The organism is Pseudomonas sp. NY15354, from assembly GCF_048068075.1.
Lineage (GTDB): Bacteria > Pseudomonadota > Gammaproteobacteria > Pseudomonadales > Pseudomonadaceae > Aquipseudomonas > Aquipseudomonas guariconensis_C.
Window position 1 is genome coordinate 18,781 of record NZ_JBLUPV010000020.1, and the last position, 14,536, is coordinate 33,316.

Here is a 14,536-nt window from a genome sequence, read left to right on the forward strand (position 1 = left end):
CTGAAGGCTGTGAAGCATTCAGAAGTCGCGCTTGTAGAAAATGTCCAAGGAACTGGCCAGACCGCTGGCCGCCTCCAAGAAGACCTTCCTGCTCAACTTGTAGCGCAACGCGATGGTATTGGCCGGCTCGAACACTCCAACGCCGTAGCGCAGGCTCAGGCGCTCGGTGATGTTACCGCTGGCCACCACGCTGGTGGAGTTGCCCGAACCCTCGGAGCCCAGTTGGAAGTCTTCGATACCCAGGCTCGAGGCCAGGCCGCCCGTCAACTCCTCGCCACCCAGCAGACCCAGCCCCAAGGCTGCCTGAGCCAGCATGTTGTTATCCTCGCCCGTGGCCGTCAGGGGTCGACCCAGTACCAGGTAGGACAATGCCTGCTCCTGGCTCATGGCCGGTTCCGAGAACACCTTGGTGGTCGGCTGTTCGGCGTTGCCGCTGAGGCGAATGCCAGCGATGACATCGTCGACCCGACGGATCGCTTCGATATCCAGGTACGGTTGGTCGATTGGACCTGCGAACAGCAGGCGTGCCCGCCGGATGATCAGGTTCTGACCGTATTTGCGATAACGGCCGTCAGCCAGGCTGAGTTCGCCTCGGGTGTCCATGTCGTTGCCGATGTGCACATGACCAAGCAGGTTGGCGGTCAGGCCAAAGCCTTTGAACGACAGTTTGTCCTGCCCCACTTCCACATCGACGTCCATGGCGATCGCCATGGGCGGCGCGCCCTCTTCGGTCTGGTGGCCGACAATCACCGTGTCATCCGACACCTTGACGGTCGACGGTGGCAACTCGCGCACGGTGATCTTGCCCTTGGGCACCCTCACCTTGCCCGCGACCGCCAGCTTGTCATCGACCAGCCGGATGGTCAGGTCTGGCGCGACTTCGAGGGCAGCGTAGGGCTCGACACTCACGGGCAACTGCTGGCCCTTCAGACGCAGGTCCATGGCCAGAGCCTGGCCCCAGGTCAGATTGCCGTCCAGTTGACCGCGCCCGGCATCGCCGCTTTGCCAATTGCCGTTCAGTTGCACCTGCTCACCGGCGATCAGCGCCTGCAGCGAGAGGTTCTTGAGGCTGACCGGCAGCTCCGCGCCACTGACTTCGCCACCACTGAGCGCCAGGTTGCCATTGACCTGCGGGTTCAACAGGGTGCCGGACAAACGACCGCTGCCATTGAGCTGGCCAGTGAGGCGCTCGACCATCGGCACGAAGGGACGCGCCACGGACAGGTCCAGGCCCGCCAGGCGGAAGTCGCCTGACAGCGGCTTGTTCTTGCCCAGCGGATCGATTCGAGTGGTCAGGCTCAGCTCACCCAGGCGCTCGCCGCGAAAGTCCAGGCGGGTGTCGACCCGACGTGGCGCGAGGGTACTGTCCAGTCGCAGTACCTGGTACGGGAAATCGATCCAGCGGTCCTGGTCGCGAACCCGCAGCGTGCCGCCACTGGCATCGACGCGGATGGTGCCCTTGGGTCCGGCATTGGGCATGTCCAGGTTGATGTCGGCATTGAGCAGGCCCTGCCAGGCGAAATCCTTGGGCAACCACTGGGCCAGGCTGTCCAGCGGGAACTGCTTGAGGTGATAGCGCAGCCGCGGCTCCGGCATCAGCCGCTGGTCCTCGCCACACAGGCTCGCCTGCCCGGCGCGCCAGCAATGCGCGCCCAGATCAAGCTGGCCACTGACCAGGCGCTGCAGCTTCGCCGGGGCTTGCAAGCGCCAATCCTGGCCACCGGCCTGGATACGGCCCTCTGCCAGACGGCCACGCCAATCACCCTTGGCCAGCTGACCGTCCAGTGCCAGATTCAGCTTGAGCTGCGGGCCCTCGAGCGCGAGGGTGACTGCCTGCTGGCGGACATCCCCTTTGCCGCTGATATCGAGATTGCCCAGGGCAGTTTCGTCCAGGCGGATATTGTCAGCCTTGAGGGTAATCAAGGCGCGTTGGGCGCTGTCCAGCTTGGCGTCCAGGTCCAGGCGCTGGACCCGATTCTGCGCCTGGCCAAGTTGCTGGCCCTGCAGGGTCAAAGTCCCTTGCGGCGCCTGCAGCGTACCGGCGACATCCAAACGGCCATTCACTCGGCCCTGAAGGTGCGGCCAGAGCTGGCCCAGGCGTGGCAGATTGAGGTCGATGCGACCGGCCAAGCGTTGTTGCAGGCTACCGCTGCCATTGATGCGGTTGTCACCCAGTTGCACCGCGAGGGTACCCAATGTCCAGCGCTCGCCTGCGCCCTCGGCTTCCACCTTGAGCACGGCGGGCTGACCACGCAAGCGCCCCTTGAGATCCAGCTGGGCCTGCAGCTGCAAGCGCTCGTTCTTCAGCTCGCCTTTGCTGCGCAGGGGGCCGGCCAGGGTGCCTGGCATCTCGGCCAGCCAGAATGCAGGGTCCAGCCCCGACAGTTGCAGATCGACATCCCAGGCCAACGTATCGGCGAAATGAACGGCAACGCTACCGGCAGCCTTGCCCTGCCCGGCCGTCAAGGCCAGCTGTGGCAAGCGCACCTGGCTCAGGTCACCCTCAAACGGGCTGGCCACATTGAACGCACCGGCGGGGCCGTCGAGATCGCCTTTGAAATCGCCTTTGTAGTTGCCGTCGCGGTACTGCACCTGGGCGTTGAAGCGTTTGAGGGTGACCTGGGGAGCCTCCTCCAGGGGATAGAGGCGCAACCAGGGAAAGTCCAACCAGTCGATGCTTGCGTCGGCCTCAAGCCCCTTCTGCCAGTCGGCACGAGCCTGCAGCTTGACCCGCTGGGTCTCGCTGGCATTGAGATCCAATACATCCAGGCGCGCGCCCTTGGCATCCACCAACCCGCCCAGCACCAGGCCAATGGGACCCTGCTCGGCAGGCAGACTGGCGGACCCGGCCAGTCGATACCCCTTGAGCAGGTCGCCCGTGGCGTCGAGCCGCAACTGGTTGAGTTGAAGGGTGTCGGGCAACGATGCCGAAGGCTTGAAGCCATCGGCGCGAATACTCAGGGTGGCCGGCAGGTGTTCGGCCAGCGCCTGCAATTCACCGGTCAGATGGGCGTCGAGGTAGCCACTGCTGGTGGCATCCAGTGCGAGGGTTTTCTGCAGTTCGCCCTTGGCCGTCAGGGCCAATTGCCAGGGCTTGCCGTCCACGACGGGCAATTGCACGGTCCCGGCCAACTGCAACGGCCAATCGCCTTCAGGCTGCAGCTCGCCCTGCAAGCTAAGGTGCAGGTCGTCCCGTTTCAGTTGCAGGGTATCGATGCGCAGGCCGCCGACATTCCAGTGTGCGGCCAATTGCAGGTCGCCCAGCAAATCGCTGCCGTCCAGGCGCAATTGGCCGACCTTGACCTCCCCCAGCTCGATGGCGATCGGCAGGCGCAGGGCTGGCAGTTGCAATGGCCCGCTGTCGGGCGCGGCCTCTGCTGGCGCAAAGGCCATGTCGATGCGCTCGGCCTGCAGGCGCTTCACGCACAGCGTGGCGCGCAGCAAGCAGGTGGGCGACCACGCCAACCGTGGCCCTTGTAGCTCCACCCGGTTGTCGCCGTTGGCCCAGACCAGCCGGCTGGCCTGCCAGCCCGCGCCCAGACGCCCCTCGAAATCAGTGACCTCAAGACCCGGCACACGCCCCAGCACCCAGCGGCTGCCCGCCTCGGTGCCCAACAGCAGGCCAACGGCCAAGGCGATCAACAGCAGTGACGCCAGCAAGGTCAGAAGAATGGGTTTGAACGCACGCGTCACAGCTCAGGCCCCATGGAGAAATGCAAGCGGAAACCTCCGTCCTCATCCAGCGCCCGGGCCAGGTCCAGGCGCAACGGCCCCACCGGCGAAACCCAGCGCACGCCGATACCGACGCCTGTCTTGAGGCTGGGCAGTTCCAGCGTATTGAATGAATTGCCCTGGTCGATGAACGTCGCCACGCGCCACTTTTCGGCGACCGAGTACTGGTACTCGGCGCTGCCTGCCACCAGGTAGCGGCCGCCGATACGGTCGCCGTCGCTGTTTTTCGGCGACAGGCTCTGATAGTCGTAGCCACGCACACTCTGGTCGCCACCTGCGAAAAAGCGCAGCGAAGGCGGAATGTTGTTCTTGTAGCCATTGGTGGCGCTGCCGCCGAACTGCACACGACCGAGCAGGCGGTGGCGTTGACCGAGGGTGGTCAGGCCCTTGAGGAGCACGTTGCCGTGCAACAGATTGGTATCGGACACCAGCCCTTCCTTCGCCCCTTGCAGGTCGAACTGCAGCCGGTAGCCATTGTGCGGATCGATGCGGTTGTCGCTGCGCAGGTAAGAGAAACTGACCCCGGGCATCAACAGGTTGCTCAGGCCCGAATCGTCGCCCAGGCGGTACTCTTCGCGCTGGTACTTGAGCGAGACCACCCGCTGCCAGCCGCTGGGCAGCTTGCTGTGCCACTCCGGGCCCACGGTCAACAGTTTGCTCACGGTATCGGTACCGGCGATCTCCTCGTTCTGGTAACCGCCAGCAAAGCGCAGCTTGTCGGTCAGCGGCGGGTCGAGTGGCACGTCGTACCACAGGCCGACGTTTTGCCGCGGGGCAGACAGTTCGGTCTCCCAGCCATAGCTGTGCCCTTGGGCATTGACCCAATGGCGGGTCCAGTTGGCCTTGCCGCGAGGCCCGACGTCGGTCGAAAACCCAAGGCCCAGCCCCATGGTCCGAGGCTTGCGGGTTTGCAGGTGGACATCCACCGGTATTTCTTCATTGACCGCCGCGGTCGGCGCCGCGTCGACGCGTACGCCTTCAAAATAGCCACTCGATTGGAGGTCGTTGTTGAGCTCGGCGATCAGCTCGGAATCATAGGGTGTGCCGGGTTTGAAGGAGACCATGCGCTGCAGCAGGTCGTTGTCCAGGGGCGTATCGCCGCCGAACGTGACAGCACCCATGCGGTAGCGTGGGCCACTTTGGTAGATGAGTTCGATATCAGCCACGCCCGCCTGGGGGTCGACCGAAAGGCGCTGGCGGACGAAGTGCCCGCTGAAGAAACCGTAACGCGAGGCCTGGTTCTGGATCAGACGTTTGGCATCTTCATAAATACCGTGGTTGAGTGGCTCGCCTGGGCGCAGGGCCTTGCTGTCGGGAATGCGAAATGCCTTGAGCTCGCTGGCCGGCCCTTCGATACGCACGGTTACGTTGCGCAAGTGCACAGGCTCGCCGGGTTCGATGCTGATGATCAGTTGCGGGGGCTGATCCTTGTCGCTCGGCGGCTTGACCTCGCTGTCGATCTGCGCTTGGTAGTAGCCCAAGGCCTGGGCGGCCTTGCGCGCCTGCTCCTGGGCGCCACGACTGAATCGTAGCAAGGCCTCCTCGTCGCGGTTCCCGAGACTGCCGATGTAGTTTTCGATGTTGCTCTTGAGCGCTTTGTTGGCAGGTTTGACCTGCACCTTCAATTCGCTCTGGGCCCATGCTGCGGTACTGGCGACCCAAAGAATCAGGCCCCAGGTTAGTCTTCCTGAATACGTCATGCGGCGCATGCTACCAGAGGCGACCCGTTGAGGGTGTCGCTTGTCGAACGTCTTACCCAATCACAGTCTCCGTGAACGCCGGATTCGGGCGCATGAAAACGCGCTCACGGATCGGTCCTACCGCGATTTCCCCCACTTCCTGATAGCCCACACGCTGGTAGAACGCCAGAAAATGGGCATTTCCAGTATTGAGCACCACGCCTTGGCTCGTCGGGTCTTCGCCACACCAGTCATGTACAGCTTGTAACAATTGCTCTCCATAACGTTGCCGCTGATATTGCGGATGCACGCCCACCAGCGACAACACATGCACCCTGCCCGGTGGCAAGGCACTGGACAGGGCCGCGTGGTAATCCAGGTAGCGGCGGGTGCAGCGTACACCCGTGCCGAGGGTCATGCGCAGACGCCAGGCCCAGCTGTCGGTCACGCCTAGGCGCCGCAGCGAGGGCACGATCAACGCCACCCCGACCAGACGGTCGTCCACCAGCAAGCCGATGGCAGGCAGTTGAAGGTAGAAGTGCTGCCGCACCCATTCACGCAGCATCATTCGAAGGCGCCGCTCATACCCCGGGCGCTGGGCCTCGAAGACATAGGCAAGGGTGGGATCGTGACGATAGGCGTGATACAGCAGCGAGCGCACCTCGGGGTGGTATCCATCATCGAGCAAACAAACACGGGCCGAGGTGGCAGTGACATCGGGCATTGCGAGTGATCCTCCTGGAACGGACGTGGCGGCCGGGAAACGCTTTGAGTGTATCGTTTCAGCTGCCTTGGCACGTTAGCAGCCTGGGCCATAGGGTGCCATGCTGGTGATGGTGGCCGATGTCAGCTAGCATCCCTGCTTTTATCAGGATTATCTTTCAATGAAGATCGTCTCGTTCAACATCAATGGCTTGCGCGCGCGCCCGCATCAGCTGGCGGCGCTGATCGACAAGCACCAGCCAGACGTCATCGGCCTGCAAGAAACCAAAGTCAGCGACGATCAGTTCCCGTTGGCCGACGTGCAGGCCTTGGGCTATCACGTGCACTATCACGGCCAGAAAGGCCACTATGGCGTGGCCCTGCTCTCGCGTCGTGAGCCTCTGTCGTTGTTCAAAGGCTTCGCTGGCGACGAGGAAGATGCCCAACGCCGTTTCATCTGGGGCACCTTTGCCGATGCCCACGGCACCCCTATCACTGTCATGAACGGTTACTTCCCCCAGGGAGAAAGCCGTGACCACCCCACCAAGTTTCCGGCCAAGCAACGATTCTATGGGGACCTGCAGGCGTTGCTCGAAGGCCAGTTCAGCAGCGAGCAACCCTTGCTGGTGATGGGCGACATGAACATTTCGCCCCAGGACTGCGATATCGGTATAGGAGCGGACAACGCCAAGCGCTGGCTGCGTACGGGCAAGTGCAGTTTCCTGCCCGAGGAGCGCGAATGGATGGAGCGGTTGAAAGGCTGGGGGTTGGTCGACAGTTTCCGGCACTTGCATCCTGAGGTGGATGACCGGTTCAGTTGGTTCGACTATCGCAGCCGGGGGTTCGAGGATGAGCCCAAGCGTGGGCTGCGTATCGACTTGATCATGGCGTCGCAGGGGTTGGTGTCGCGGCTCAAGGCGGCGGGGGTCGATTATGAATTGCGGGGGATGGAGAAGCCTTCGGATCATGCGCCTATTTGGTTGGAGCTGGGGTGAGGGGCTTGGGCTTGGGCTTGGGCTTGGGCTTTCAGGTTGTGTGAATATCCGGGGTTGGTGGTGGCGCCACTGGCGCTTTTCGCCTTTACGGCGACCTACTTTTGCTCTTGGGCAAAAGTAGGCAAAAACCGCTGGCTCCCACATACGGCCCGGCGCTTCGCACCGGGTTCCCTCGCTGCGGTGCCTTACGGGGCTTCGCGGCCTCCGGCTTGCTACGCAAGCCTCCATCTCGCGACTTCGGCTACGCCGAAGGGCGCTACGCGCCCGCCCCTACAGACACCTCCACTCGGCCTCCTGAGGTCGCGATTGGTGGTGTCTGGTCCATCGCGTATCAAAAGCAACGGCAACGGCAACGGCAACGGCAACGGCAACGGCAACGGCAACGGCAACGGCAACGGCAACGGCAAACTAGCTAATTATTTGTTGTTTGTGCCGACCTATTCGCGGGTAAACCCGATCCTACAGGCTGGACTGCGCGGTTCTCAAGAGCTGCGGTGAGCCTGTGAGAGCGGCGGTTCGGCGCTCCGATTCACCCGCGAATGGCCGGAAAACTCAACACCCACCTCACTGAAAAAACAACGCCACCCCAGGCACCGCCCGTAACTTGCGCCCCATCAGCAGGCCGAGCGGAGGTGTCTGGAGGGGCAGGCGCGTAGCGCCCTTCGGCGTAGCCGAAGTCGCGAGATGGAGGCTGGCGCAGCCAGCCGGAGCCCGCGAGGCCCCGTAAGGCACCGCAGCGAGGGAACCCGGTGCGAAGCGCCGGGCCGTATGCGGGGGCGCAGCGGCTTTGGTTACTTTGGCCAAGACCAAAGTGACCCGCCGTAAGGGCGGAAAGGTGACTAACCGTCGATAAATCAAACGGATAAGCCCACAACCTAAAAAACCACCAATCACCAATCACCGCAAAAGAATCTGAATCTGCTCCCGCAAACTATCCAGATCAAACGGCTTGGCCAGTATCGGCGCACGCCGCGCAATAGGACTCTGGCACTCACGAATCTCCGCCGGATACCCACTGATGAAAATCACCTTCAGATCCGGCCGCAACTTGACCGCCGGCTCGGCGATCTCCACGCCCGAAACCCCACCCGGCAATCGAAAATCCGTCACCATCAAATCCAGATGCGGCTTGCTCGCCAAAATGGCGAAGGCCTGCTCGCCGTCTTCGGCCACCAGCACGTGATACCCCTCCCCAGCCAGGTAATCACGCAAGATCATGCGAATCGCCGGCTCATCCTCGACGACCAATACGACATCTTGTGCATCTTCACTCATAACTGCGCCTTGGTATTCAATAACGTGGCCATCAGACCCGACCCTCAGGCAGAGGTTGCCTGCGCCTGGTCGCTTTGTTGACGCTGTGTCGCCAACGGCAGATAAAGGCTGAACGTCGCACCCTGGCCCTCCTCGCTGTCGACACGGATGCGTCCGCCGTGGGCCTGGGCGATCTGCTCGGAGATATACAGCCCCAACCCCAGGCCTGCGCTGGACTGCTGCGCCGCGACGCGCTCGAACTGCTGGAAGATACGCTCCTGGTTGGCCGCACTGATGCCGATCCCTTGATCCTGCACCTGCACGCAGGCCATGGCGTCCTGCTCGAACACCCGCACCCGCACGGGCCGTCGCTCACCGTAACGCAACGCATTGGACAACAGATTGGCCACCACTTGCTCAATCCTGAACTCGTCCCATTCTCCCGGTATCGCCTCGCAACGCTCCAGTTCGATATGGGTTTCCAGCGCCGTGGCCTGCGCCGTGAAGTTCTCCACCAAGCCCCGCACCAATTGCGCCAGGTCGAACGCTTTGGGTCGGATCGACAGCTTGCCAGTACGGATGCGTGAGACATCGAGCATGTCTTCGATCAAACGGATCAGGCTGTTGATCTGCCGCTCGTCACGCTCGACCATCGCCCGCAGCCGTTCTTCACTGAACGCCGCCGTATTGCCCTTGGCCAGGTGCATCTTGCGTAGCTGCGTTTCCAGGATCAGGCCATTGAGCGGTGTGCGCACCTCATGGGAGACGATCGACATGAAGTCGTCGCGCATGCGCACCGCGCGCTCCAGCTCGCCTCGCGCCACTTCAAGCTCGGCCAGCAACTGCGCCTGTTCCTGGCGACTGCGCTCCAAGGCCTCCAGCTGACGCCCCAACGCCTTGCGCTGGCGGAACAGGTCGACGAAGACCGAGACCTTGCTCTTGACCGCCAGGGTATCCAGGGGCTTGTGCATGAAGTCAACGGCGCCGCTTTCATAGCCTTTGAAGGCGTAGTTCATCTCGCGACCCGCCGCACTGACGAAGACGATCGGGATGTTCTTGGTCTTTTCAGTGCCACGCATCAGTTCGGCCAACTCGAACCCGTTCATGCCAGGCATCTGTACATCGAGAATGGCCAGCGCGAACTCATGTTCGAGCAACAAGGACAGTGCCTGCTCGGCGGACTGGGCACGGTGCACTTCACGGTCCTCAGTCTGGATGAGGGCTTCGAGGGCCACTAGGTTTTCTGCCAGATCGTCAACGATCAACAGTTTGGCGGTGATATCGCTCAACATACGCGTGGTTCCAGGGTAGCGAGCAGATGCCCGATACCGCTCAGGGAAAGAATATGGTCGGGCTGCTGCAAGGCCAGCGCGGCCTCCGGCATCAGCGCGACCTGTGCGTCGCGGGGGTCTTGGACGACGGTCCGGCCTCCGCTGTTCTTGATCTGGAGCAGCCCCTGAGCACCGTCTTCGTTGGCGCCGGTGAGCAACACGCCCAGAAGGCCGGCACCATAGGCATCAGCCGCCGACTGAAACAGAAAATCGATCGCCGGGCGGGAGAAATGCACCGGCTCTTCCTGACTCAACGACAGGCTCAGATCGCGCTCCACCGACAAATGGTACCCGGGGCCGGCAACGTAGATCAGCCCGGGAGCGATGCCCTCCTTGTCGCGGGCCTCGCGTACCGGTCGATGAATCCGTCGTTGCAGCACACTGGCCAGTTGGCTGTGGCGCCCGTCGGGCAGGTGTAACACGCACAGCACCGGGATGGCGAAGCCTTCAGGCAACCCGCCCAGCACTTGGAGCAGCGCCGCGACGCCGCCCGCCGAGGCACCGATGACCACTGCCTCCACGCCGCTCATGACTTGCGATAGATCCGTTCGGGCCGCACGAGCGCTTCGAACCGCTCGCTGTAGGCGGAAAAATCCAAGGATTCCTTGCTGCCCAGCATCAGGAACCCGCGGTGGCACAAGGACTCATGGAACAGGCCCAGGGCGCGGTCCTGCAAGGCCTTGTTGAAATAGATCAGGACATTGCGACAGGACACCAGCTGGGTTTCGGAAAACACGCTGTCGGTCGCCAGGCTATGGTCGGCGAAGGTCACGTTCTCGCGCAGGCTGCTGTCGATGATCGCATTACCGTAGGCGGCCGTGTAGTACTCGGACAAGTCCCGGCGCCCCCCCGCTTTACGGTAGTTCTCGGCGTAGACCTCCATGTCCCGCAGGGGATAGATGCCCTGCTTGGCCTTTTCCAGCGAATGCGGGTTGATGTCGGTTGCATAGAGAATGGTGCGCTCCAGCAACCCTTCTTCGCGCAACAGGATCGCCATCGAGTAGACCTCTTCGCCTGTGCTGCAACCGGCGATCCACACCTTGAGCGACGGCCAGGTGCGCAGCAACGGCACCACCTCCGTGCGCAGGGCCAGGAAGTGCTCAGGGTCACGGAACATCTCGCTGACCGGAATCGTCAGGAACTGCAGCAACTGCATGAAGATTGCTGGGTCGTGCAGAACCCGCTCCTGCAAAGCCGACACCGTGCGGCAATCGAACTGGCGCACGGCATGCAGGATCCGGCGCTTGATCGAGGCCCCGGAATAATCGCGAAAATCGTAGCTGTACTTGAGGTAGATCGCCTCGATCAACAGCCGGATCTCGATATCGGTGTTGCGTTCGTTGCTCAAATTCGCTCCAGTTGTGGCAGCCATACACGGATCAAGGAAAACAAGCGGTCCAGCTCGATCGGCTTGGCCAGATAGTCGTTGGCGCCGGCCTGCAGACAGCGTTGCTGATCATCCTTCATGGCCTTGGCCGTCACGGCAATGATCGGCAACTTGCGCCAGCGCGGTTGCTGGCGGATCAATCGGGTGGCCTCGTAGCCGTCCATCTCAGGCATCATCACATCCATCAGCACAAGGTCGATGTCAGGATGCTGCTCCAGCCGCTCGATCGCCTCACGCCCATTGCGACCGATCTCGACGATAGCGCCCTTGTGTTCCAGGGCGCTGGTCAAGGCGAAGATATTGCGCACGTCATCGTCCACCAGCAGGATCTTGCGCCCCTCGAATACCTTGTCACGACTGCGTGCGGTCTTGAGCATGCGCTGGCGCTCATGGGAGAGCTGCGATTCGACCTTGTGCAGGAACAGCGTGACCTCATCGAGCAGCCGCTCAGGCGAACGCGCGCCCTTGATGATGATCGAGCGCGAATACTTGAGCAGGTCGGCCTCTTCCTCGCGGGTGAGGTTGCGCCCGGTGTAGACAATCACCGGCGGAAAGGCACGGATCGTCTCGGACGTCATGCGCTTGAGCAATTCGTTGCCCAGCATGTCCGGCAGCTTGAGGTCGATGATCATGCAGTCGTAGATATTCTCGCGCAGCAGCGCCAGGGCATCCTGCGCCAGGGCCACCGCCGTGATCTGGATATCCTCATCGCCGATCAGGCGGGCGATGCTCTCGCGCTGCAGGTCGTCGTCCTCCACCAGCAGGATGTGCTTGAGCTTCTGGGTGAGCTTGGCCTCCAGGCGACCGAACACCGCCTTGAGCTCCTCGCGGCTGGCCGGTTTGACCGCATAACCCACCGCCCCCATGTGCATGGCCGCTTCGATGCGGTCCTCCACCGAAATCACATGTACAGGGATATGCCGGGTGCTGGCCTGCTCCTTGAGCCGTTGCAACACCGTCAGCCCCGAATGGTCGGGCAGGCGCATATCCAGCAGAATGGCGTCCGGCGTGTACTGGGCAGCCAGCGCGTAACCCTCGTCGGCCCCTTGGGCCACCAGGCAGCTGTACCCCAGCTCATGGGCAAGGTCATAGAGAATGCGGGCGAAACTCGGCTCGTCCTCCACCACCAGGATGCAGCGATTGGCGAACGGCGCCTGCTCGCGGTCGTCGGCGAAAGCCGGTGCCTTGGCAGGTAACGGCGAGGCAGGCACCGCTGCCGGTGGAGTTGGCGCGCTCACCCGTGGCGCAGGGGCTTCGACCTCGTCGGCCTCAAGCTGCTCCGGCAGGACGAGGCTGAACGTGCTGCCCTGCCCTGGCGTGCTCTGTACCATGATCTGTCCGCCCAGCAGCCGCGCCAGATCGCGGGAGATCGACAGCCCAAGGCCAGTGCCGCCATAGCGACGGTTGCTGGTGCCATCGACCTGGTGGAAGGCATCGAAGATCGCTTGGTGCTCATCGGTCGCGATGCCAATGCCTGTATCGCGTACGGTGAAGACGACGCAGCGGTCGTCCTGTCGGTCGATGGTCAGACTGACTTTGCCGTGCTCGGTGAACTTGATGGCGTTGGACAGCAGGTTCTTCAGGATCTGCTCCAGGCGCTGGCGATCGGTGAGCAGGGTTGCCGGCACCCGGGGTTCGAGTTGCACGTCGAACGCCAGGCCTTTGTCCTGGGCCAGTGGCTGGAACAGGCTGCGCAAGCCATCGGCCAGGCTCTGGATCTGGGTGACCTGCGGCCGCACCTCGAGCTTGCCGGCCTCGACCTTGGCAATGTCGAGAATATCGTTGATCAGGTTGAGCAAGTCGTTGCCCGCCGAATAGATGGATTCGGCGAACTTGACCTGCTCGCCGGTCAAGTTGCCCTCGGCGTTCTCAGCCAACAACTTGGCCAGGATCAACGAGCTGTTGAGCGGCGTGCGCAGCTCGTGGGACATATTGGCGAGAAACTCGGACTTGTAGCGATTGGTGCGCTGCAAATCCTCGGCGCGGGCCTGCAGTTCCATCTGCGCCTGGTTGAGCTCGCCATTCTTGCGGCCCAGCGCATCGGTGCGCTCGGCCAACTGCTCGTTGGTCTGCTCGAGCTCCGCCTGCTGGGTCTCCAGGTGCGCCTGGGACTCCTTGAGCACCCGGGACTGCTCCTCGAGCTCCTCGTTGGCGGTCTTGAGTTCTTCCTGCTGCACCTGCAGCTCTTCGTTGAGCTGTTGGGTTTCTGCCAGCACCTGCTGCAGGCGATGGCGGTAGCGTGCGCTTTCGATGCTGATGCCCAGGCTGCCCGACACCTGCTGCAGCAGTTCCACATCGCGTTCCTGCAAAGGTCGCAGGAACCCCAATTCCAGCACACCGTTGACCTGGCCATCATCGTGGGTCGGCATCAGCAAGGCACTGCGGGGCAGGCCACTGCCCAGGCTCGAGCTCAGGCGCAGATAGTCCTCGGGCAGGTTGTCCAGGCGCAACGGCGCCAGCTGGCGGACCGCCTGGTCCAGCAGGCCGCCCTGGCTGGTGGACGATGGCCCGGGGACCTGGTCGGCGTCCAGGCCATAGCTGGCCATCCGCACCAGTTGCCCTTGTTCGTCTCGCACATGGAAGGCGCCGACCACGCTGCCCAGATAGCTTGCGAAAAAGCGCAGGATATTGTCGCCGAGCATCGGCAGGGTCAGTTGGCCCAGCACCTGCCCGGCCAGTTGGGTCTGACCATTGCGCAGCCAGGCCTGGTGCTCCAGGCGCTCGGTGGCGCGGCGCTGGGCCTGCAGGTTGTCCACATAGCTGTTCGACAGCAGCAGCAGGTCACGACGGCCAAGATAGGCCAGCAACGCGCTGAGCGTGACGATGAACAAGACAAAGGCCGTGATCGCCCAGACCGTGACGCTGTTGACCTTCTCGTTGCGCGCCATGCGCAGTTGCTGCTCGCTGACGATGAAGTCGTCGAACTCCTTGCGGATCTCATCGGTCAGGCGCTTGCCGCGGCCATTGCCGATGGACGCCTGGTAATCGCCCTGATTGCGCCGGGCGTTGATCATCTGGCTGCTGAAGTCGTTCCAGGCGTGCTGAAGGGCCACCAGCCGGTCGATGCGTTCGGTTTGCTGCACGTTGTCCAACACCATCGCCCGCAAGGCCTGGAGGCTGCTGAAGATGCGTGGTTTGGCCACTTCGTAGGGGTCGAGGAAACGCTCGTCCCCGGTGATCAGGAACCCGCGCATACCCGTTTCCATGTCGATCGACAGTTTGACGGTCTCGTTGGCATTGCCGATCACCCGATCGGTATGCTCGACCCATTGCATGGCCGAGAGCAGATAGTTGATCACCGCGACGAAGGCCACGGCGCCCAGCAGGCCTACCCCCAGGGGGAGCCCTACGTTGCGGCTCAACAGTTTGCGAAAGCTCTGTTGATCCATCGAGGCTGCTTGAATCATCTGAAAACGCCCGAGCAAAAAAAGTCCATTGAATGAGGTGACGGCCACT

10 protein-coding genes are annotated in these 14,536 nt (G+C 62.6%); 2 read left to right on the forward strand and 8 right to left on the reverse strand.

The window, feature by feature from the left end:
- Nucleotides 1-18: 18 nt before the first annotated feature.
- From ACNFCH_RS18085 to ACNFCH_RS18095, 3 genes are read right to left on the reverse strand one after another with little or no spacing between them, the layout of a single operon-like run.
- Complete coding sequence (locus tag ACNFCH_RS18085; protein WP_416743238.1) at nucleotides 19-3,693, reverse strand: translocation/assembly module TamB domain-containing protein; 3,675 nt, start codon at nucleotides 3,691-3,693, stop codon at nucleotides 19-21.
- Nucleotides 3,690-5,432 carry an autotransporter assembly complex family protein gene (locus ACNFCH_RS18090; RefSeq protein WP_337158493.1) on the reverse strand — a complete coding sequence of 581 codons (1,743 nt, stop codon included), beginning with the start codon at nucleotides 5,430-5,432 and terminating at the stop codon, nucleotides 3,690-3,692. The genes ACNFCH_RS18085 and ACNFCH_RS18090 overlap by 4 nt, the downstream gene beginning before the upstream one ends.
- 52 nt (nucleotides 5,433-5,484) lie before the next feature.
- The gene (locus ACNFCH_RS18095) at nucleotides 5,485-6,135 is read right to left on the reverse strand and encodes a GNAT family N-acetyltransferase (protein WP_337158407.1); all 651 of its coding nucleotides are present in this window, start codon (nucleotides 6,133-6,135) and stop codon (nucleotides 5,485-5,487) included.
- Between the two features lie 160 nt (nucleotides 6,136-6,295).
- Between ACNFCH_RS18095 and xthA the strand changes: the two genes are divergently transcribed.
- Nucleotides 6,296-7,108, forward strand: a complete 813-nt coding sequence (gene xthA, locus ACNFCH_RS18100) for an exodeoxyribonuclease III (protein WP_337158408.1) — start codon at nucleotides 6,296-6,298, stop codon at nucleotides 7,106-7,108.
- A gap of 312 nt (nucleotides 7,109-7,420) precedes the next feature.
- Complete coding sequence (locus ACNFCH_RS18105) at nucleotides 7,421-7,606, forward strand: hypothetical protein (protein WP_416743239.1); 186 nt, start codon at nucleotides 7,421-7,423, stop codon at nucleotides 7,604-7,606.
- Between the two features lie 399 nt (nucleotides 7,607-8,005).
- On the opposite strand, the gene ACNFCH_RS18110 is transcribed toward ACNFCH_RS18105, so the two are convergent.
- From ACNFCH_RS18110 to ACNFCH_RS18130, 5 genes are read right to left on the reverse strand one after another with little or no spacing between them, the layout of a single operon-like run.
- The gene (locus tag ACNFCH_RS18110; protein WP_337158410.1) at nucleotides 8,006-8,383 is read right to left on the reverse strand and encodes a response regulator; all 378 of its coding nucleotides are present in this window, start codon (nucleotides 8,381-8,383) and stop codon (nucleotides 8,006-8,008) included.
- Nucleotides 8,384-8,427: 44 nt separating this feature from the next.
- Nucleotides 8,428-9,654 carry a hybrid sensor histidine kinase/response regulator gene (locus tag ACNFCH_RS18115; protein WP_337158411.1) on the reverse strand — a complete coding sequence of 409 codons (1,227 nt, stop codon included), beginning with the start codon at nucleotides 9,652-9,654 and terminating at the stop codon, nucleotides 8,428-8,430.
- Nucleotides 9,648-10,223 carry a chemotaxis protein CheB gene (locus ACNFCH_RS18120; RefSeq protein ID WP_416743240.1) on the reverse strand — a complete coding sequence of 192 codons (576 nt, stop codon included), beginning with the start codon at nucleotides 10,221-10,223 and terminating at the stop codon, nucleotides 9,648-9,650. The genes ACNFCH_RS18115 and ACNFCH_RS18120 overlap by 7 nt, the downstream gene beginning before the upstream one ends.
- Nucleotides 10,220-11,041, reverse strand: coding sequence for a CheR family methyltransferase (locus tag ACNFCH_RS18125; protein ID WP_416743241.1), 822 nt, complete (start codon nucleotides 11,039-11,041; stop codon nucleotides 10,220-10,222). Before ACNFCH_RS18125 ends, ACNFCH_RS18120 begins: the two co-directional genes overlap by 4 nt.
- Nucleotides 11,038-14,487: a response regulator gene (locus ACNFCH_RS18130; RefSeq protein ID WP_337158414.1), complete on the reverse strand. Its 3,450-nt coding sequence runs from the start codon at nucleotides 14,485-14,487 to the stop codon at nucleotides 11,038-11,040. The genes ACNFCH_RS18125 and ACNFCH_RS18130 overlap by 4 nt, the downstream gene beginning before the upstream one ends.
- Between the last annotated feature and the right edge of the window lie 49 nt (nucleotides 14,488-14,536).

Coding starts and splice junctions, on each gene's coding strand:
- ACNFCH_RS18090 (WP_337158493.1), bottom strand. CDS start 5,432: ATGACGTATTCAGGAAGACTAACCTGGGGCCTGATTCTTTGGGTCGCC.
- ACNFCH_RS18095 (WP_337158407.1), bottom strand. CDS start 6,135: ATGCCCGATGTCACTGCCACCTCGGCCCGTGTTTGTTTGCTCGATGAT.
- xthA (WP_337158408.1), top strand. CDS start 6,296: ATGAAGATCGTCTCGTTCAACATCAATGGCTTGCGCGCGCGCCCGCAT.
- ACNFCH_RS18110 (WP_337158410.1), bottom strand. CDS start 8,383: ATGAGTGAAGATGCACAAGATGTCGTATTGGTCGTCGAGGATGAGCCG.
- ACNFCH_RS18115 (WP_337158411.1), bottom strand. CDS start 9,654: ATGTTGAGCGATATCACCGCCAAACTGTTGATCGTTGACGATCTGGCA.
- ACNFCH_RS18120 (WP_416743240.1), bottom strand. CDS start 10,223: ATGAGCGGCGTGGAGGCAGTGGTCATCGGTGCCTCGGCGGGCGGCGTC.
- ACNFCH_RS18130 (WP_337158414.1), bottom strand. CDS start 14,487: ATGATTCAAGCAGCCTCGATGGATCAACAGAGCTTTCGCAAACTGTTG.